This window comes from Paenibacillus sp. WC2504 (assembly GCF_052682475.1).
Map to the genome: position 1 here is coordinate 2,397,184 of NZ_JBQZFH010000001.1, position 20,052 is coordinate 2,417,235.

General features: G+C 48.5%; 12 protein-coding genes. 10 read left to right on the forward strand and 2 right to left on the reverse strand.

Going from position 1 to position 20,052, the window contains the following annotated elements; genetic code table 11:
• Nucleotides 1–8 precede the first annotated feature (8 nt).
• The 3 genes from ACUN27_RS10550 to ACUN27_RS10560 all read left to right on the forward strand — a co-directional run bounded on the left by ACUN27_RS10550 (nt 9) and on the right by ACUN27_RS10560 (nt 3,711).
• Nucleotides 9–1,424, forward strand: coding sequence for an MBL fold metallo-hydrolase (locus tag ACUN27_RS10550; RefSeq protein ID WP_445558851.1), 1,416 nt, complete (start codon nt 9–11; stop codon nt 1,422–1,424).
• Between the two features lie 38 nt (nt 1,425–1,462).
• Entirely contained in the window at nt 1,463–2,836 is a 1,374-nt protein-coding gene (locus ACUN27_RS10555; protein ID WP_445558852.1) for an ABC transporter substrate-binding protein, read from the forward strand.
• A 92-nt stretch (nt 2,837–2,928) separates the two neighbouring features.
• A complete protein-coding gene (locus tag ACUN27_RS10560) occupies nt 2,929–3,711 on the forward strand; it encodes a DeoR/GlpR family DNA-binding transcription regulator (protein WP_315955474.1) in 783 nt (260 codons plus the stop codon).
• 77 nt (nt 3,712–3,788) lie between these two features.
• On the opposite strand, the gene ACUN27_RS10565 is transcribed toward ACUN27_RS10560, so the two are convergent.
• On the reverse strand, nt 3,789–9,749 hold the full coding sequence (locus ACUN27_RS10565) for a galactose-binding domain-containing protein (protein ID WP_445558853.1): 5,961 nt from the start codon (nt 9,747–9,749) through the stop codon (nt 3,789–3,791).
• A 591-nt stretch (nt 9,750–10,340) separates the two neighbouring features.
• On the opposite strand from ACUN27_RS10565, the gene ACUN27_RS10570 reads away from it, so the two are divergent.
• The 6 genes from ACUN27_RS10570 to ACUN27_RS10595 all read left to right on the forward strand — a co-directional run bounded on the left by ACUN27_RS10570 (nt 10,341) and on the right by ACUN27_RS10595 (nt 17,146).
• Nucleotides 10,341–11,225: a carbohydrate ABC transporter permease gene (locus ACUN27_RS10570; protein ID WP_326062395.1), complete on the forward strand. Its 885-nt coding sequence runs from the start codon at nt 10,341–10,343 to the stop codon at nt 11,223–11,225.
• A 31-nt stretch (nt 11,226–11,256) separates the two neighbouring features.
• Nucleotides 11,257–12,180 carry a carbohydrate ABC transporter permease gene (locus ACUN27_RS10575; protein ID WP_315955471.1) on the forward strand — a complete coding sequence of 308 codons (924 nt, stop codon included), beginning with the start codon at nt 11,257–11,259 and terminating at the stop codon, nt 12,178–12,180.
• Between the two features lie 73 nt (nt 12,181–12,253).
• On the forward strand, nt 12,254–13,564 hold the full coding sequence (locus ACUN27_RS10580; protein ID WP_445558854.1) for an ABC transporter substrate-binding protein: 1,311 nt from the start codon (nt 12,254–12,256) through the stop codon (nt 13,562–13,564).
• Nucleotides 13,565–13,580: 16 nt separating this feature from the next.
• Nucleotides 13,581–14,303, forward strand: a complete 723-nt coding sequence (locus ACUN27_RS10585; RefSeq protein ID WP_445558855.1) for a glycerophosphodiester phosphodiesterase — start codon at nt 13,581–13,583, stop codon at nt 14,301–14,303.
• 50 nt (nt 14,304–14,353) lie between these two features.
• On the forward strand, nt 14,354–15,499 hold the full coding sequence (locus tag ACUN27_RS10590) for an ROK family transcriptional regulator (RefSeq protein ID WP_445558856.1): 1,146 nt from the start codon (nt 14,354–14,356) through the stop codon (nt 15,497–15,499).
• 66 nt (nt 15,500–15,565) lie between these two features.
• Nucleotides 15,566–17,146, forward strand: coding sequence for a phytoene desaturase family protein (locus ACUN27_RS10595; RefSeq protein ID WP_315955467.1), 1,581 nt, complete (start codon nt 15,566–15,568; stop codon nt 17,144–17,146).
• Nucleotides 17,147–17,214: 68 nt separating this feature from the next.
• Here the strand turns inward: ACUN27_RS10595 and ACUN27_RS10600 are convergent, their stop codons facing one another.
• Nucleotides 17,215–18,408: an MFS transporter gene (locus ACUN27_RS10600; RefSeq protein WP_315955466.1), complete on the reverse strand. Its 1,194-nt coding sequence runs from the start codon at nt 18,406–18,408 to the stop codon at nt 17,215–17,217.
• Between the two features lie 149 nt (nt 18,409–18,557).
• Between ACUN27_RS10600 and ACUN27_RS10605 the strand changes: the two genes are divergently transcribed.
• Nucleotides 18,558–19,163: a TetR/AcrR family transcriptional regulator gene (locus tag ACUN27_RS10605; RefSeq protein ID WP_315955465.1), complete on the forward strand. Its 606-nt coding sequence runs from the start codon at nt 18,558–18,560 to the stop codon at nt 19,161–19,163.
• The last annotated feature ends 889 nt before the right edge of the window (nt 19,164–20,052 follow it).

Below are 20,052 nucleotides of genomic sequence, written 5' to 3' on the forward strand. Positions count from 1 at the left end.
TAATGTGTATGAATCAGCAGCATCAGTTGGAGGAACGCATAACGTTTTATGGTGGGTTGACCACGATTGGCGGAGTTCATATCTTATACAGCTGTGGAGATACGGGAATCGTGTTTGATCTTGGTATGGCACGCGGATTTTTCAAAGGCGAAGTCAGCGTCCTTTCAGACTTTGGGATCCGAAGCAGTCTGCTGACACGGATGGCGCCGCCAGTGTTGGGATTATACGATCCTGCTTTCCTTGGCGATGTTGGGGAAGCTGAGCTTGCGCAAGTGTGGGGTCAAGATCACTTTCCTCAGGTAAATAACCTGCATGGTTTTGTAAGCCACATCCATCAAGACCATATGGCACTGCTTCCTTCCTTGCGTGAAGGACTTCCCGTCTGGATGCATCGTGACGCTTATGCAGTGTATGAAGGTGTTGTAGCTGCAGGCGAGTATGAAGGTACGCAGGCCGATATTCGTCTTATTGAGGACGGACAGATCGTCGACTTCGGCACTTTCCGCATAGAGTTCATCGAAGTGGATCATGACAGTCCTGGAGTTACGGGCTTCATAATTCACGGACCGCAGCACAAGATCGCTTTCACGGCCGATTGGCGCCGCCATGGTCGGAATTCGCACCGCTTGGATCGCTTCATTGAACGCTGCCAAAGCGCTGAAGTTGATCTGCTCATCACCGAAGGCACAAGAATGCGACCGGACACGTTGTTCCGCAAGCCGAAGGATCGGCTTGAAGTTGAAGTGGCTGTCGAATGCCGCCGTGCGATGGAAGACACGGAGGGCTTGGTGTATGTTAACATTCTCGCTCGCAACGTGGAGCGCGTCGCTGATTTAATTATCCGCACCAAAGAAGCGGGTCGTCAGCTTGTCATGGACGAAAGTACAGCCGTTCTGTGGAAAGAGGCTTCCACGAGACTAACGGTGCTAGCCGGGCATCAAGCGCTTGATGTCGATCGGGATGTCATTCGACTTATGAGCACGCCGCAATGGTCCAAGGGGCCGCACCCTACCAAGGAAGTTGATCTTCCTTACGAGTCCATAACGGTAAATGAAATTACGGCTAATAAATCGTCGTATGCCGTTTATCTTACGTATCCGAACACACCTCTTATAGCGGAAATGGAAACCTTCGGTTCACGCGCTTCGGCATCGATTTACGTTCATGCTGACGGTAACCCGTTGACCCCATCGGACGAAACGCTTCTGAAGTGGCTCACGGAATTTGGTGTTCAGTATCGCTATTGCGCAACTGGAGGTCATGCTTCCCCGCAGGAGATATCCGAATTAACTATGCGGATTTCCCCGAAATTAGTTGTTCCTTTGCACAGCTTGCACCCGACATTGTTCAACAGTGGCGGCATAAGGAAGTATTGTCCGGCTCCTGGAGAAAGCTTTGAACTTTCAGAACTCGTTAGTAAATAGATGCTTCATGCAACATACAAATCGAGGGAGTGATAACCATGAATTTGACGAAACGATTTCCAGCTTGGAAAGCTTCAATGGCGAGCCTTTTGCTTCTCGCAACCATCGGTTGTGGAACGCTGCAGCAAGCAGCGCCCGCTAGCACGGGCACGCAAACGGATAAAAAAGAGGAATCTAAAGTAGCACAAGGGATTGAGCTTGGGAAAAACGGGCCGATTTCGATCGATTTCTGGCATATTCAAGCAACGATCTATGGTGATGCCATCAAAGAGATGGTCGCAGCTTTTAATAAAGAGTATGAAGGTAAAATTATTGTCAAAGAAGTGTTCCAGGGTTCGTATGACGATTTGAATAAAAAAGTGCGCGCTTCCCTGCAAGGCGGGGGCCTTCCGGCGGTAGCTATGTCCTATGAGAGCGATACGTTGGAATATATGAAAGCAGACAAAATTGTAGCGCTCGACGACTACATCAACGATCCGGTTAACGGGTTGAAAAAGGCAGAGCTTGATGACATCATGCCAGGCGTATTGGCTCGTCAGCGAATCCCGGAATACAATGGGAAAACAATGAGCTGGCCGCACGGCAACTCGTCCATGGGTGTGTATTACAACATAGATTTGCTTAAGAAAGCAGGTCATGAGAAGCCGGCAGCAACCTGGCAGGAATTTGAAAAGATGGCGCTAGACATTAAGGAGAAGACGGGTGTTCCCGCTCTGGTTATGGGGAATGCCAATAATGGCGGAACGTTCCGCACCTGGCTGCGCACTTACGGCATTGATCCGATTAATCTGGATCAAAGCGGTGTGAACTATGATAATCCGCAGGCATTGGAATTGGCTGGAATCATCAAGAATTTGGTGGATAAGAAAGCGATTCTGTTCGCACAAGACACGGAGCAGGAGTTTACGAACGGCAGAGCCGCGATGGAAATCGGTACGACGGCTCGCACAAGCTCCAAACTTGATTTGGTGAAAGATAAGTTTAAATGGGGTATTACGTTAATCCCGCAGGGGAAAAGCGGAAGCAAAGTGACGGAATTATACGGCGGCAATCAAGTCCTGTTCAAGACAACGCCAGAGAAACAGCTCGCTGGTTGGTTATTTATGAAGTATTTCGCTGAATCTAAGGCCCAATCGATTTATGCTGCCAAAACAGGTTATTTCCCAGCAACGTTATCCGCACAGAATACGGATTTATTGAAGAAAAACTATACGGATAACCCGCAGAAAAAGCAGGCTTTCGATGAAGTGTTCCCTTATGCGCGAATCGATGTATCCAGCGCTGCGCGCAACAAGATGGATACGGCGGTTGGAGAGGCTTTGCAAGCGATGACTGCCGGTAAATTATCTCCGGCCGATGCGCTGAAGAAGGCGCAGGCTGATTCCACGAAAGCGCTCAAAGAATTTAAATAAGCTCAGAAACAATAGGTAACAGGCTTCCTGCGTAAGCGCCATTAGGCTTATGGGGAAGCCTTGTTTTACTCGCATCTGGGGAGGTTATAGGTTTGAACTCAGTCCGTCGAAGAAATGAAATTATTATGGATGTGCGGCGTTCCGGCAGCGTTTCTGTTGATGAATTAATGTTGGCCTATGGTGTCTCGGTGGAAACAATTCGCCGGGATTTACGTATTTTGGACGAAAAAGGCATTGTTCGCAGAACATACGGCGGTGCGGTTAAAAGAGAGCAGACGACGTGGGACATGCCGTATTATGATCGCATGCAGCTGAATCTGGAGCGTAAAGAGGCTATTGCCCGCGAGGCGGTGCTCTTATTGGAGGATGGCGATAGTGTTTTCGTAGATGGCAATACGACCGGGCTTGTGCTATCGCGCTTGATTCCAGCCGATAAAAACCTGACGATCGTGACGAACTCGGCGATGGTCGCCTTGAATCTCGTTCAGAAGAAAGGAAAGCTGAGTGTCTACATGGTCGGTGGCGAGGTGGGCGAGGATGGGATGACATTCGGCTATAAGCTGCACTGCGAGCTTCGTCAATATCGCTTCGACAAAGCGTTGTTTTCCTGTATGGGGTTTGGTACACAAGGCATTTATTATTCCAAATGGGAGCCCCTGCAAATTGCGCAGATGATGGTCGAGCAGAGTAATCACCTCATTCTCATGGCGGATTCGTCCAAAGCTAACCGCAGCGGATTTCTGTTTGGGATGGAGCTTGATCGGATTCAAACGTTAGTGACCGATGAAGGGACGCCGCACGATATGCGCGAGAGTCTGCGGGAAACGGTCCGTAACCTGATCGTCACCAGCAGCGATGATCAGAGTGAAAGGTAAGATGAGGTAGTCCTGCAAATTGCAAAGAAGAGGCTGTCCCCCGGTCATTAAATGACTTGGGACAGCCTCTTTATTTATTATTCGTATACTTCTAGTTCAAATAAGGAGTAGCCGTATTGCGTATTGCGTTGTGTGCCGGCAACTTTCACGTAACGAGCGTCAACAGGGGTGAAGAGGATGTTGTCTTTACCGCCGTCTCCGTACGTTGTCGAGGAAACTGTCGTCCAGTTCTCGCCGTTCGTGGACACCTCAACTGTGTAAGCCTTCGCTGAAGCATTCTCCCAGTTCAGAAGAACACGCCCGATCTTGTAGGATTGCCCAAGATCTACGCAGATCCATTGTGAATCGCTGAATGGTGATTCCCAACGTGTGCTTTTGTTTCCATCCACAGCGAACTGCGCACTTTGAAGCGGCGTTTCAGAAGTGGTGACTTGTTTGTTAAGTGCTAGATTAGCTGCAGGAAGAATGGCTTGCACAACGGTATCGTCGTCATAACCAGTTGAGCGCACCTTTACTTCGTATGGGCGAGCTTCCGTGAACAAGGCAGCGTTAAACGTGATTTTGCCTGCGGATACTTTATATTGGTCAGCGCGAAGGGTAACGCCGCTCAGTTCAACTGCGTTGATTGCGTTTCTCCAAGCGCTATTGTCCGCAAACGTGACGTCGATGGTTTGACCAAGAATGTTATCGGTCGTATCTGCTGTCAATTCAGGACCTGCAAGCGGAGCTTGATTCCCGGCGTAAACTTCGAATTCCCATAACGAGAAGCCGTATGGTGTTCCACGTTTGATTCCGTTCATTTTGACATATCTTGCACTCACTGGAGCAAATGTAAGATCGTCAACGTCCCCGTTGCCATTCTCCGTAGCATATACGGTTGTCCATGTTTGTCCATCCAAAGAGACATCGATGGTATAAGCTTTGCCGTAGGCATTTTCCCACGTCAGAACGACGTGATTAATCGTTTTTGGAGCTCCTAGATCAACGCTCATCCATTGGTTGTCTTCAAAAGCAGACTCCCAGCGGCGATCGAATCGACCGTCGACGGCATCCGCGCTGGAACGGTGGTAGTCCGGCGATGAAGCTGTCGGTCTATCGTAAGCGAGATTTAGCGGATTCGGATTCGTCGGATTTGTAGGATTTGTTCCATGGCCTTGATCGGGGTCCGGATCTGTATTCGGATTCCCTGGAATATCTTTTGCTGCGACAGTTTGCTGTACGGATGCTTCCGTGTACCCTTTCGCTTGAACCGAAATTTGGTACGTTTTCGCATCTTTGAAAAGCGAAGCGTCTAAAGTGATTTTACCTGCGGACAATGTGAATTGGCCGGAGCCCACCACCGTATCGTCAACTTTGATGGATTCTATTGTGCCTCTCCATGCTGCATCATCGTCGAAGGTGATGTCGATCGGCTGACCGACTTTCGCGTCCGTTGTATCAGCTGACAGTTCCGGCGCGCTCGGCAAGCTGGAAGCATTGCCGTACACTTCAAATTCCAAAAGCGAGAACCCGTAGGCTGTCGTCCGCTCAGTTCCGTTTACTTTCACGTATCTTGCCTCTGTTGGCAAGAATCCGATATCGTTGATGCCTGGTTTGCCTGCTGTTGTCGCATAGACCGTTTTCCAGTCTTTACCGTTTGAAGAGACTTCAACCGTGTAGCTCTTGCCGGCTGCATTCTCCCAGTTCAGAAGCACACGGGAAATGGTGTTATCCGCACCAAGATCGACGGTTAGGTACTGCGGATCGCTGAAATCGGACTCCCATCTCGTAGCGGTGTTTCCGTCAACGGCATTTTTGCCGGCTTGTTTCGGATTCGCAGAGGTGAACGTCGGTTTGCGCAAGGCAAGGTTGACGTTCGAGTTCGTAACGATCGTTTGCTGAACTGCAGCATTGGCAAAGCCTTTGGCCTCGACGGAAATGTCGTAGCTGCCAGCTTCAGGGAACAAGGCGCCATTCAGTGTGATTTTACCTGGTGAAACGACGTATTGTGCAGCAGATGCCGCCACGCCATTAACTTTGACACCAAGGACTGCGTTTCTCCAATCTGCGAAGTCATCAAAGCCGATGTCAATTGGCTGACCTGCGCGGTTCATGGTCGTATCCGCAGTCAACTTCGGAGCGTCAAGATCGCCTGCCGGCGTACCGAACACTTCCATCTCCCATAAGGAGTAACCGTAGTTTGTCGTCCGCTCTGTGCCTTCTACTTTGACATATCTGGCATTCACGGCTGGGAATTTAATGTCGTCGATGCCTTCATGACCACGTGTGGTCGTGTACACCGTTTGCCAAGTTTGGCCGTCTACAGAAGTTTGAACGGTATAGCTTTTACCAGCTGCATTCTCCCAGTTCAAGCGGACATGACTGATTTTATACTCCGAGTTCAGGTTAACGCCGATAAACTGCGGATCGCTGAAATCGGATTCCCAACGTGTATCCTGTTTCCCGTCGACCGCGTAGGAGCCTGGGTTTTTCGCTTTATCCGATGTAAAGGTCGGTTTGTTCAGCGCTAGATTTACCGTTGAGTTCGTGATGATGACCTGCTGTACGCTCGTATCCGGGTATCCGGCGGATTGAACGGTAATGGTGTAGCTGCCTTCTACCGGGAATACAGAGCTGTTCAAGGTAATTTTGCCGCCTTGCACACGATATTGATTGGCATCAATGGCTGCTCCATTGACAAGAACGGAGCTGATGGACTCGCGCCATTTCAGATGGTCGGCAAACGTAATGTCGATTGGTTGTCCAATCGTGGTTTGCGTAGTATCTGCCGCAAGCTGCGGAGGTGTGTTGCCATCCAAATCCGTCACTTTCATCGGATCTACTTTCACAAGTGATTTCGGTCCAACTTTTGCGGAACCAGTCACGCCGGCCGCATTGTGGAATGTCACCGTAACCGCTTCGTTCTTCGGATTCCAGATCATTGCGGAGTAAACCGAATCTTTCTTGTAGACGGTAGCTCCTGTCCAGCCGGTTGCCCAAATGTCTTTGGTGCGCGTTCCGAGAGTTGCCATGCTGTGAACGAACCAGTACGTGTTGAAAATCTCATTTTTTTGCGTATTCTCGGTCGTAAATTTATTAATTACCGTTTGCGGCTCGCTTAAGGATTCAATAGGCCAAACGATGTGCTGCCATGCGTTCTCAGGTCCTTTGTTATCCTTTACAAGACCATTATACAGGTCTGCAGCTTTCTTAGGATCGAACCCATAGCTTGTCAGGTATTCGCCAGTCGGTAACCAGTGAATCCCGTAAATGTTGACAGGGTCGCCGCTGAAGAACGTACCAAAGTTGTACGCGCTGCCGTACACTTGACCAACGGATTTGTGCGCAAACCCAGGCAGCCAGTTGTCGTTGTCATAGTTGAACCAATATTGTTCTACAGCTTTCAATTCTGTCGTGAAGCCGTAGATGGAGATATCACGGAACTTTTTGTCACCGGACATCAGGCTCCACATGTATTCGCCAACCCAGCCGAACAATGACTCGCCCGCTGCTTCCTGATTGTTCCCGTTGTTGTTATCCCCGTAACCGCCAGCCCATGAATGGCCCTCATACGGATCGAAGTTGCGCAGGAACGGATACATCGGATCGCTTTTCGACGGATTCGCGTAGTCACGGATCAGGTGCTCAACCATCTCGCCGTAATTGTTTTTGAAGTCTTGATCATACGTGGCAAGTACAGCAGAAGCGAAGACATAATAACCATAGGTAAAATGATGGTCAGTAAGGCCTGTATTAGCGCCGAATTCGCTGTTTTTGTAATACATAGTACCCCAAGTTGGGTCGTAGTACATGAAGTAATCCGGCTCCCCCTTGGTGTAGGTGTACCAGTCTGTCAAGATCGTTCTGAGGCGCTCCAAGAACACATTTTTGTACGCTTGGTCTCCGATCTGATCGGCGATCAAGACGCCCATTGCCAGCGGATGAAGCACTTTGCCTTGCCAATAAGCATCACCTGACATGATGTTCTTCGATGTTGATTCGTCCAGATAGCTTAGCTGTTTAAGCAGCGTTTCCCGTGAGTAAGTAGGATCTCCCGGCTCTGTAAATTGAGGCACGATGCCGTTAAAACGGTCAACCGTCGTAAACGAATTGCCCTCATGAAGCTTCAATGTGCCGCGAATGGACTCATAAGAAAGCGAAGTCAGCGGAGAAGACGTTTGCTTCCATTGATGCGGGAGCAGGGCTATCAACGTCGTTGGCTCCATGTCCGTACGCTTCTGATCGATCTCGACGTCGAAGCGGGTTGTGACTTCGGAGGTGTTCTCGTCGAAGCCCGGAGTTACGGTCGTATTTTTAATGAAGGCATAGCCGTGTTTATAAAAATAGTTCAAATCGCTGGCAGCCGGCATAGAGGCTAGAGACAGGTAGTTCTGTCCGCTGCCGAGTCGAACTTTGATCTTGTTGCCGACTTTCATAAAGACGGAGCCTTGCGGTGCGAACAAGCCGTAGTGGCGAGTCACGGGTTTGGATTGCGGTGAGCCATCCACGTTGTTAACGGTAAAACCGATGTGGTCTGCCGTCAACGTAGCGCCTTCGCCCAGGAGAACCGAATTGCCGTTGTCGTCATAGAAGCTTGTGGAAACCGGGAAGTTCAACTCCGGTGTCGTTGGATCGCTGAATTCCGAATACAGGTACGGCGAGCCTTTGACGAACGTCGTTTTCATTTTCTCCGTGTCGTTGTCGCTTAGCTGAACGGTCGCAGACCAGTCGCCATAGCCGTCAACTTTGTTCTTGATGTGCGATGGCGAGATATTGCCTGCGTTCAGGTAGAAGTCAGGTGCGCCATCGGCTGCTTGCGAGTTGCCTGTGTCATTCACCCAACCCGCACCCGGGTTCAGGATACCGAGACCCATCGTCGTGTATTTGGATTTGAGCGGAAGCGTGATAAGGCTGTCACTCAAATTTTTAATAAGAACGGACTGCCACCAATCATTAGAAGGAATCGGACCCTTCACGTCATCTGTTTTATTAACAGGAGGACGGGGCTGCGGCATATTGATATCGCTGCTCAAATAGCTGCCTTTACCTACTTCAACGGTCGATGCGGTAGGAAGGGAAGGAATGGTATAAGCCGGTTTCGGATCGCCATCCACATAATCGTACACGCTGAAATTGAACAAAGAGTAGCCGTAGCTCGTCGTGCGGGAGATCCCCTTCATACGAACATAACGTCCACTGGCATAAACCTGCGTATCCATCCAACCGTCTTGACCATTAATTTCACGGTAAATCGTTGTCCAGTTCTGGGCATCGTCCGATACTTGCAAATCATAGATACGACCGGCGGCATTTTCCCAGTTCAAGCGGATGCGGCCGATGTCATGTTTGCTGCCAAGATCAACATAAATCCACTCGTCGCTCGTGTTCGCAGAGGACCATCGTGTTGTCGCATTGCCATCCACAGCATATTCAGGCAATAAAAGAGGCTTATCTTTGTCAGGTGCAGCTGTTGAAGAAGCCGTTACCGGTTTATTCAATGCAACATCTTCGCCAAGTACGACAGGGAGCGGATTGCTGCCGCCTGTACCGTATACTTCAAATTCATAGAGGGAAACGCCGTAGCCTCCGCTGCGCTCAAGCGACAGCATGCGGACGTAACGTCCTTCGCCAGATAAGGCGATGGTGTCAACGTCACCGTCTCCTTTGGTATCTGTGTAGATGTCTTTCCAGTTCGTTTCGTCGTCAGATACTTGGATCTTGTACGACTTCGAATAGGCATTTTCCCAGCGGAGGACGGCTTTGTCGATCTTGGCTTTGGAGCCAAGGTCTACATAGATCCACTGCTCGCCGGCGCTGAACGCACTTCCCCAACGGGAGTCGGTATTGCCGTCAAACGCTTTGTCCGGCGTCAGGCCACCTTCGGTTGACGAGGCGTAGGCTGCACCCTCATAAGTCAGAAGGTGGGACGTTTCGCCTGCATTCGCAGCCGATGCTGGTGCAGGCATACCGCTCCAGGACCCAAGAAGCACAGAAAGAGCAAGCGCTGATGATGCTGTTTGGGTCAATTTCTTGCGTATTCTTTTCTTGGGTGAACTCATTCCTTCATATTCCTCCTTTTTTCGCCCGATAGGGCTTGCTAACTTGAATGTTGTGAACTGACAAAAAGAAACAACATTCTTCATTATTTTGGAAATTTTATTTCCAACGCGATTATATATTCTGTCGAATCCTGTTTACAATAAGCGGAAATTCCTAGTCATTTTTTGGAATTAGGCCTGTATGCCTACATGAAAAAAATGAATCCAGGTCATTTTTTGTCCGCCGGTCGAATAAATTATGGTTCGTCTATCATGATGTCAGGTTTAGACTCAATTAGGAAGCGCTCATGTAAGTTTATTCATTTAAAAATTTAATTGGTCATCGGGACCTAAGCGTATATGACAAACGTAATAGGTCTTAAATTGCTGTCTTAATAAAATATTTACAATTGATCCTGGGTTAAAAAAGAATTTTGTTTACTCCATTAGAATTAGGCAGCAGGAAGGAACGCAAGGCTATACATATTTACATATTATTCAAAGTGAGATAACACTTACTTGATTTTGTCTTGTTACGATGACCATATAAATAAGTCAAATTATTTTACTAATTACTAGCTTCGCTAATAAATGAGAGGAGGAACCACCGCATTGTCACTAAAATCATGGAAAACCAATGTTGCCGGTTATTTGCTTCTGGCGCCATCCCTGCTGGTTATTGCTATTTTCGTCCTTATTCCTGTCCTCTATAGCGCAGGTTTGAGTTTGTACTCATGGGACATGCTGCGCCCGACGCCAACCTTTGTTGGCGTAGATAATTACCAGAGGTTGTTTACCAACGAAGAGTTTTATCATTCTTTGAAGATCACCTTTCTTTTTGCAGCTATGACGGTACCGTTATCGATGTTGATCGCATTGATTTTTGCGCTGCTGCTTGATCAGGGTTCCAAAAAGCTGATGATCACGTACCGATCGATGTTTTTCGCTCCCATGGTTACTTCCACCGTCGCAATCTCGGTCGTTTGGATGTTCATTTTCCATCCGGATTATGGCCTGGCGAACGCGATAATAGAAAGTTTCGGTTTCAAACCGCTCCGTTGGCTCAATGATACGAACACATCCCTGATGTCACTAGCGATCATGTCGATTTGGAAGACGCTGGGTTACAATGTCATTATTTTGTTAGCCGGTTTGCAGAACACGGATTCCAGCGTGCTGGAGGCAGCGAAAGTAGATGGCGCAAATAAGTGGCAAGTAGTTACGAGAATCCGCATACCACTGTTGACTCCATCGCTCTTTTTGCTATTAATTCTGCTAACGATCGAGCAATTCCAGACATTTACTCAAGTCAACGTCATGACAAAAGGCGGTCCTGCCAAGAGTACGGAGTTAGTGGTGGTGCAGCTTTATCACTATGCCTTTGAGCTGTTCCAGATGGGGTACGCTTCGGCGATTTCGATGGTCATTTTTGCGATTGTTTTGCTGCTTGTTGTCCTGCAAATGATCGTGGTCGGCCGAAAGGTACACTATCAATAAAATCCGTCATTTTAGAAAGGTATGAGGCAAGATGCGTATATCCAAGCCGGTTACAGTCGGACAGAAAGCAACACTGAAACCCGTTGGTGGGGAAATGAGGACGGCAAAACGCGCTGAAAGATTCCGTTCGCTAAGCAAACTGCCGATGGACCTATGGTTGAAGCATGCAGTACTGCTGGCAGGTGGATTATTTATGATGCTGCCCTTCATCTGGATGTTTCTATCTTCTGTCAAATCAACGGAAGAAATTTTCTCGGGGAGTTTATTCGCTTTGCCGAAGATATGGCACTGGGAGCATTATGGGCAAGCCTGGAAAAAGGCTCCGTTCGACCGGTTTTTTATGAACAGTTTGGTGATGTCTGCCGGCATTGTAGTGGGTCAACTGATGACCAGCGCGATGGCAGCTTATGTCTTCTCCTGGGTTCCAATCCGCGGAAGAAAACTGTTGTTTCTTCTGGTTGTCTCTTCAACGATCGTCCCGTTCGAATCTACGATGATTCCATCCTATTTGGTCATTAAAGAACTGGGTTGGATCAATAGCTATGCCGGACTCATCGTCCCAAGCACAGCAAGCGTGTTCGGGATATTTTTACTAAGGCAGTTTTTTCTGACCATTCCCAAAGATTTGATGGATGCTTCACGGATCGACGGGTGCGGGCACTTTCGAACCTTGATACAGATCGTTATTCCGATGTCCAAAACGGTGCTGGCAACACTCAGTCTCTTTGCTTTTCTGCATGCTTGGAACAGTTATCTGTGGCCTTTACTCATCACGAATACGGCGAATATGCGAACCGTTCAAGTAGGGCTGCGTTATATGATCGATGCGGAACAGGGAACGGATTGGCCTAGTCTGATGGCGGCATCGACGTTTATCATCCTGCCAGTGCTGCTATTCTTCCTGGTTAGCCAAAAATATTTTGTCAGGGGGGTGATGAACGCCGGTGTGAAATAAAAATAAGCCTTGCAAGAGGATGACGATAAACCAAATTTATATAAAAAAACAAGATAGGTGGAGGAACCACTTTATGAAAAAAACGATGATTGTCTTGCTTTCGTTATCTATGTTGGGGTTGACGGCGTGTGGAGCAGCTAACCAACCAGTTGAGAATGCTGACGCAGGGAAAACAGCGGATAAACCAAGTCAAACGACCCAAGCCGAACAAAAACCGGTTACACTGAGTGTATGGACAACGAATAAAGACTTGCTTGCCGATCAGGTCAAATCTTTTGAAGCGAAGTATCCTGCGATTAAAATTAAAGCTGAATTCATGGGCGGATATGATGAAATGGCTCAAAAAGTCATGGCTGCTGTTGTATCCAACACCCTGCCCAATGTGGTTCAGCTTGGCCAACGGCATGGTATTCCGCAAATGGCTGACAGCGGGAAGCTGATTCCGATTGAACAGTTCATGAGCGAGCAGGAGAAAACGGACGTATATCCCGCTTTTTGGGATCGATTCCGATATAAGGACAAGCTTTGGACCATCCCGTACAACAGCAGTACACCCATGCTCTACTACAACAAAACGCTGTTCGACCAAGCCGGTCTGAAGGCGCCAAATACATGGGATGAGCTGGTAAAAGCAGCGCAAACGCTGACCAAAGACACAAACGGTGACGGCAAAGTTGATGTATGGGGCTTTAATACGGCGGCTGATTCGCCTTGGTATGTTCAACCGATGACGTGGAATCGCGGTGGAAGTATCGTGGATAAGGCAGGAAAAGTTACGGTAAACAGCAAGGAAGCGGTGGAGGCCTTGAAATCGTTCCAGGACTTGGTTCATGTGCAAAAAGCAATGGCGCCGAACCAGCATAACACGGCAGAGCAGGATTTCAGTTCTGGTAAATTAGCTATGATTTATAAATCCGGTTCTGCCTTGGCGGGCACACAAAAAGAAGTGGGTCAAAAGTTTGAAATCGGTGTAGCTTACCTTCCGATGATCAAAGACCGTAACGTGCCGATTGGCGGAAACAGTTTGGGGATTTTCAAGTCAGATCCAGATATGGAAAAAGCGTCCTGGACGTTCGTTTCCTATTTGACGAATACGGAGAATGCGGCAGCGACCAGCATCTCGACGGGTTATGCACCGATTAAAAAATCGGCCACAGAAACAGATGCATTCAAGAAAAAAATGAGCGAAGATCCGAACTTTAAAATCATCATGGATCAAAATCAATTCCTGCGGGGGCAAGGCATCCATCCGGCGGATTCCCTGATTTGGTCGGGATTGGTTACAGCGCTTGAAACCGTTGAAGGAGATGCCAAGGCTGATCCGCAAAAAGTGCTCGACAAGCTGCAAGCCGACGTAGACAGCTTTATGAAAAGCTATAAATAATAAAGGAGTGTTCACAATGTTCATGAATTTAGCCCACCGAGGTGCTTCGGAATATGCGCCTGAAAATACACTAGCTGCTTTCTATAAGGGGCTTGAGCAAGGTGCGAACGGGATTGAGACCGATTTGAAGCTATCGAAAGACGGCGTCGTTATTTTATTTCACGATAATGAGTTGGACCGTACGACGAACGGTCATGGTCTTCCGTCGTCCTATACGTGGAAGGAGCTTCAGGAGTTGGATGCCGGCTCTTGGTTCTCCCCGGCTTACGCGGGAGAGAGGCTCGTCTCTTTTGAGCAATTTCTTCATTATTTTGGTAGAAAAGAGGCTTTGTTTGCCTTAGAATTAAAGGATCCTAACATCGAGCTGCCAGTTCTGGAGCTGATTAGAAAGTACGATGTGCAGCTTCAATCGACGATTACCTCTTTTCGATATGAGAATTTGCAAGCCGCAAGAGCTGTAGACCCATCGATCCGACTCGGACATTTAATCCGAAAAATTGATGAGGAGGCTATTGCACGTTTAAAAGAAATTGGCGCTGTGCAAATTTGCCCTTGCGCGGATGGACTTGAGCAAGAGGATGTGCGGCTTGCGAAGTCAAATGGTTTTGAAGTCAGAGCGTGGGGTGCTTTTACCCCTGAGTTGATGAAACATGCTCTACAATGCGGCGTTGACGGCATGACCATCAACTTCCCGGACAAGTTAACAGCAGCAATCTGCAGCGCATCGCCCAACAATTAGAGCAGCATGGAGGAATCGGCTTGAAAGAAGATTACAACAGTTTTCGTTGGATGAAACTTCAAAATAAGAAGAAGGTGCTTGAGCTCCTCCATCAGGAGAGGCTGATTTCACGCATTGACATTGCGCGAAGGGCTAATCTGCAGAAGATGACCGTTACGAATATTGTGAATGAACTGCTTGCCGAGGAACTTGTCATAGAAGAAGATGTTTTAGCTATTTCCGGGGTCGGGCGCAAGCCCGTCCTTCTTCGTTTAAATCGAGAAAATCTTTATGCTGTCGGTATTGAGGTGACGAAGAGTTATATCATTGGTTTGGTGATGAGCTATAACCGGGAGATCGTTTATCAAGAGAAGGTATATCTCGTGGGCACATCGACCAGTGATGTTACTCCTTGCCAAGGGGAAGCCTTAACGAAACGTCTTGAGAAGCTGATTGACGGACTGCTGGAGCGGGTCCCGGCTTCTGTTCGCAATCTGGGAATTTGTGTGGGTATACAGGGCATCATTGATTCGCAAAAAGGGGAGGTCATTCATTCCCCTTATCTTGGTTGGTTTCAGTTCGGGATTAAGGAGCATCTTTCGAAGCGGTATGCGGTTCCTGTGTATGTTGACAATAATGTGCGCGCTTTTGCCAGGGGAGAAGTATGGATGAGAACGGAAAAGCAGCTGCGGCATGCCCTGTGCATTTATTTGGATGAAGGCATCGGCTCCGCATTGGTGATGAATAGCGAGATCTATACTGGTAATCGTTATTATGCAGGCGAAATTGGACATATGAAGATTGGCTGGGGCGGCCCCTTATGTTTTTGCGGACAGCGGGGATGTCTGGAAGCCTATGTTTCCGTCCAAAGGATTAGGGAGGAGCTCGGTTGGCCCGTAGGAACTTTCACCGAAATCATGCAGCTGCTGGAAGAAGGTCATCCGCGAGCGAAGATGTTATTCGAGCAGGTGGGTCGACACCTCGGGTTCATGCTAGGCAATACGCTTAATTTGCTTAATCCTACGGTGATCATTCTTGGTGGAGAGCTTGTTAAGGCAGCGGATTGGTTTAAACAATCCATGCTTAAAGCAATTGAAGAAATAACGATCCGTCCAACTCGCGATACGCCAATTATTTATAGTGATTATAATCAAAATAATTGCAGCATGGGAGCCGCCGCGCTCGTTTTTTACCAGTGGATATTTCATTGTGGGTGAAGTAATGAACTAGCAAATGTTCGAATAAGTTTCTACTAGGCTTCAATTTTAAAAAGGAGTGATAGAATGGAAACGTTCGACATTGTTATTATCGGCAGTGGGCACAATGCTTTAATTACGGCTGCTTACTTAACTCGCGCTGGTCGCAGCGTACTAGTTTTAGAGAAAAACGATCGCCCGGGCGGCTTTGTGCGGACCGAGGAACTCACCCTGCCAGGATTCAAACATGATGTGTATGCGGCGGCGCATCCTCTTTTTACGACAGGGCCCGCTTATGCTGAGCTGAGGGAGGATTTGGAAGCTCGCGGCTTACGTTATGTGAATACGGACTTGCCGACTGGGGTTTCTATGGAGGATGGGCGCACGGCAGTATTCTCACGCTCCTTCGAGGAGCTTATTGCGGAGGCGGAGCGTCTGGCTCCTGGAGACGGTGCTGCTCTGGCCGGCATCTTCGAACAGTTAAACCCCCACGTCAACGATGTGTTCGGGTTATTCAGCATGGATCTTTCAAGCCAGGAAGCTGCCCCTATCCTGAAACGGTTGCTCCATGATGACAATAGCTCAGGCTATTCGGCATTTGCCGGGCAGTTGTTCGGGACAGCCCGACAGGCGGTGAATTCGCTGAAATCTCCAGTGATGCGCGCAATGCTGGCGTCCTGGGTTACCCATCTGGGCCGCACGCCGGATGAAGTCGGAAGCGGCATTTGGGTTCCGCTCACGGCCATGGCATTGATGGGCGGCGGTATGCCAACGCCGTCGGGCGGCAGCGAACAATTAGTTCAGGCGTTGGTACAGCTGATCAAGGATCAAGGCGGAGAGATTCTAACGGACACGCTGGCCGAGCGTATCGTAGTGGAGAATGGCCGAGCTGTGGGTGTGCGAACCGCGGAAGGCAAGACATACATAGCGAAGCAAGCGGTCGTGGCATCGACCACGCCGGATCAATTATATCTCTCGCTGCTGGCTGAGAGTGACAGCCCTTCGGCGCTGCGCAGCCAAGCGAAGCAGTTTCGGTATGGCCGCGGCTGCGTACAGATTCATCTGGCCCTTAACGAGCCTCCGCGTTGGCCGGATGCCCGCTTTGATCGTGTAGGACAGCCTCATCTTACGGATGGCCTGGATGGATTTACGTTAGCGATTGCCCAGGGGATGGCTGATCTGCTTCCGGCGAAACCAACTTTTACTGTCGATTGTTCCACGAATCTCGACCCTGCACGCGCGCCTGCAGGTAAAGCGATCATGCGGATTCAAGTGCTTGAAGTGCCAACTCGACCACGGGGAGATGCCGCCGGACTGATCGATGTTGGAGATGGCCTATGGACACAGGATCTCACGGAGCGTTTTACAGAACGAGTATTGCAGGTTGTGAGCAAACATATTCCGAATATACCGAGCGCGATCATTGGCAAATATGTTGTAACGCCGGATGTTATCGCCCGATTCAATCCGAACGCCGGGCCGGGAGATCCATACGGTGGCGCGCACGATCTGGCGCAAAGCTACCTGTTCCGTCCTTTGCCAGGACAGCCAAGCCACCAGACGGTTATTCCGAATGTGTATATGCTTGGTGCAGCGACATGGCCTGGCCATGGGGTGAATGGCGGCTCGGGTTATATCGTAGCTCAGCAGCTTTTGTCGCGATTATAAGTTTACATAGAAAGGAGCTGCCTGATGGCAGCTCCTTTGTGTTGGATATTTTATGGAGGAAAGTTCCCTTATTTGTGTTTACGTTCGGTCAAGAAATACAGGAATGCGATGAAAGTCAGTGCCACCCCAATACATGCACTCGATACCCAACCGCCATGCGCGTAAGTTAATCCACCTAAAAATGAGCCCACCGCTCCGCCGATGAAGAAAATCGCCATGAATAATCCATTGAATCTTCCTCTGGCTTCATTCCCTAACGAAAAAATAATTCTCTGGCTGGCTACGAGATTGCCGGAAACCGCCATATCAAGCGTAACCGCGACGACGAAAAGCAGGATGAGCGAAAAAAGTGAACCGTTGTGAAACAAGGCAATAAGCAGAAAGGACAAGATCGCAGTTACGATTGCGCCTATGGTGATCGCCTTGGTGAGACCTTTGTCCGCCAGTCTACCGGCGATAGGAGCAGCGATAGCTCCCGCCACGCCAACGAGGGCGAATAAAGCGATGCCTTGTTGGGACATACCATATTCATCCGCCAATCGGAGAGGTACGGTCGTCCAAAAGAGGCTGAACGATCCGAACAGACAGGCTTGATAAAAGGCGCGTCGTCTCAAGATCGGGTTCTTTTTGAACAGTTCTATCAAAGAGGCCACGAGCTGCATATACGTTAAGGTGCTTTCGGGCTTCCTTTTTGGCAGTACTTTAGCTAGTGAAAAAGCTAAAAGAGCCATGACGGCGGCGGATAGCACGAAAATGGTGCGCCACCCCCAAATGCCGGCGATCAGGCTGGAAATCGGCCTTGCGAGCATGATGCCGAGTAAAAGGCCGCTCATGACGTTTCCGACGACTCGGCCGCGCTGCTGGTCACTAGATAAATATGCAGCTAGGGGTACGAGAATTTGCGCAACTACGGAACCCGATCCGATCAGCAAGGCGGCTGTCAGGAACAAGGCGGAATTCGAGGAAACCGCGGCCAGGATCAAGGCAAGGACCACGATGGCAAGAGATGTCACGATTAGTCGGCGATTCTCTATTTTATCGCTCAGCGGAACGATGAAAAGCAAGCCGGCTACATAGCCGATTTGGGTTAAAGTTACGATCAACCCGGCTGCTCCTGAAGGTAGACCGAGAGCTGTGCTGATGGGACCCACAAGGGTTTGGGAATAATAAAGGTTGGCTACAATAAGGCCGCATGCCGCTGCCAGAACAACCATCATTGTTGTGGAGATCTCGTTTTGCGGTTTTGAAATGGACTTGCTCATAGGAAATGTTCCCCCTCTACAACAATGAATTTGCATTAAGTGAACGTTTCGTCTACTTAATAGGTATCACTATATACTGAACGAAGCGTTTTGTAAATACGCTAATTTTCATATATACTGATGGCAAAGGATAGAAAGGGGTCAGTTGAATGGCTCAAAAAGGTCGCCCGAGAGATGTTAAGCTTCAACATGTGATATTGACTGTAGCTTATGAGCTGCTATTGGAAGGTGGTTTTGAAGAAGTAACCATCGATAAAATTGCTGAAAAAGCAGGCGTGAGCAAAGCGACCATCTATAAATGGTGGCCCAATAAAGCCGCAGTCGTGGCTGAAGGTTTTTTTGAAGCTGCGGCCAGCCGCCTGCCTGTCCCGGATACAGGCTCAGTTCTGAAAGACGTTATGCAACATGCCGTAAATTTATCTTTGTTCATGGAAAGCAAAGAAGGAAGAGTGATCTCGGAATTAATCGGCCAAGGACAGATGGACTCTGCATTGATCCAGGTTTTCCGGGAATACTATGTGAAGCCTCGTCGCACAGAGTCCGCTATGATTCTGAGAAGAGGGATTGACCGCGATGAGTTAGGTAAAGAGCTGGATGTAGAGTCCAGCATCGATCTGATCTATGGTCCCTTGTTTTACCGCTTGTTAGTTAGCGGGGAACCGTTAACCGAGGATAAAGTGAAGCGAATGATTTATACCGTTTTTCATGGATTAATTTCCACGGGCAAAACAGAGATAAATATATTGGATTTATAGATGAGAATGTCACTGTAGCGGTAGTGAAAGTGCTCCGACAGGACATTAGAGAAGCTACAGGACGCTAGGTTCCCCTATTTTGCTGATTAAGCTTGACGGAGTTTTATCCGTCAGGCTTTTTTGCCTACTTTATTGCCCGTATCAATGCTCGCTTTCGGAGTAACTGGAGATTCTATTGTTAAAAATTGTGCGGAGTGGGACTTGAGTGGAATAACGGGAGATTGTGCAGGTAATTTAGTAGATTCGCCTCATTTTTGATGAAACATGAACAATTAGCTGATTAATTTCCATATACTGAAATAAAAGTGGGTGGGAATGAACAAATTAGCAGCACTTTTTCCCGTTAACATTAAGGGAAGGGTGGTGAGTGACGGGGTGGGGCATAAGGATGGGGCTGAGGTGATATCAACGGCCTGGTCTGAGCACTATTGCGGCCTTTCGTTGTTTGGCGGGAACTACAGGCCGCTATTTTGCCGAAAAGGCACACTCTCCACGTGAAGAGGAACTACGGTCCGCTATTTCGCTGATTTCAGGTGTGTAACGCGCTATCGCGGATAAATAAGAGTCTCTAGTTCCGCTCAGAGAGGATATAGCTCTTTTTTCGCGAAATAGAGGCCTCTCGTTCCCTTAAGAGTGCTAAAACCATGTATCCAGAGTATCAAGGGGGCGTGGAGGTGGGGGCAAAACTTTCGATGTACGTGCAAACTAAACAGGAGTGTCAGGAAGAACCTTCCTGAAAGTTTTTATATGGAGGTTTATAAACTTCGTGCTTTTATGCGAACGGTGGCGAGCGATGTGACATTTTCTGCATTGAAAAAATAGTTGAAAAAATGTATACGCTTTAAATTTTAAGTGTGATAGTTTACATAACATAGGAGAAATAAAATTT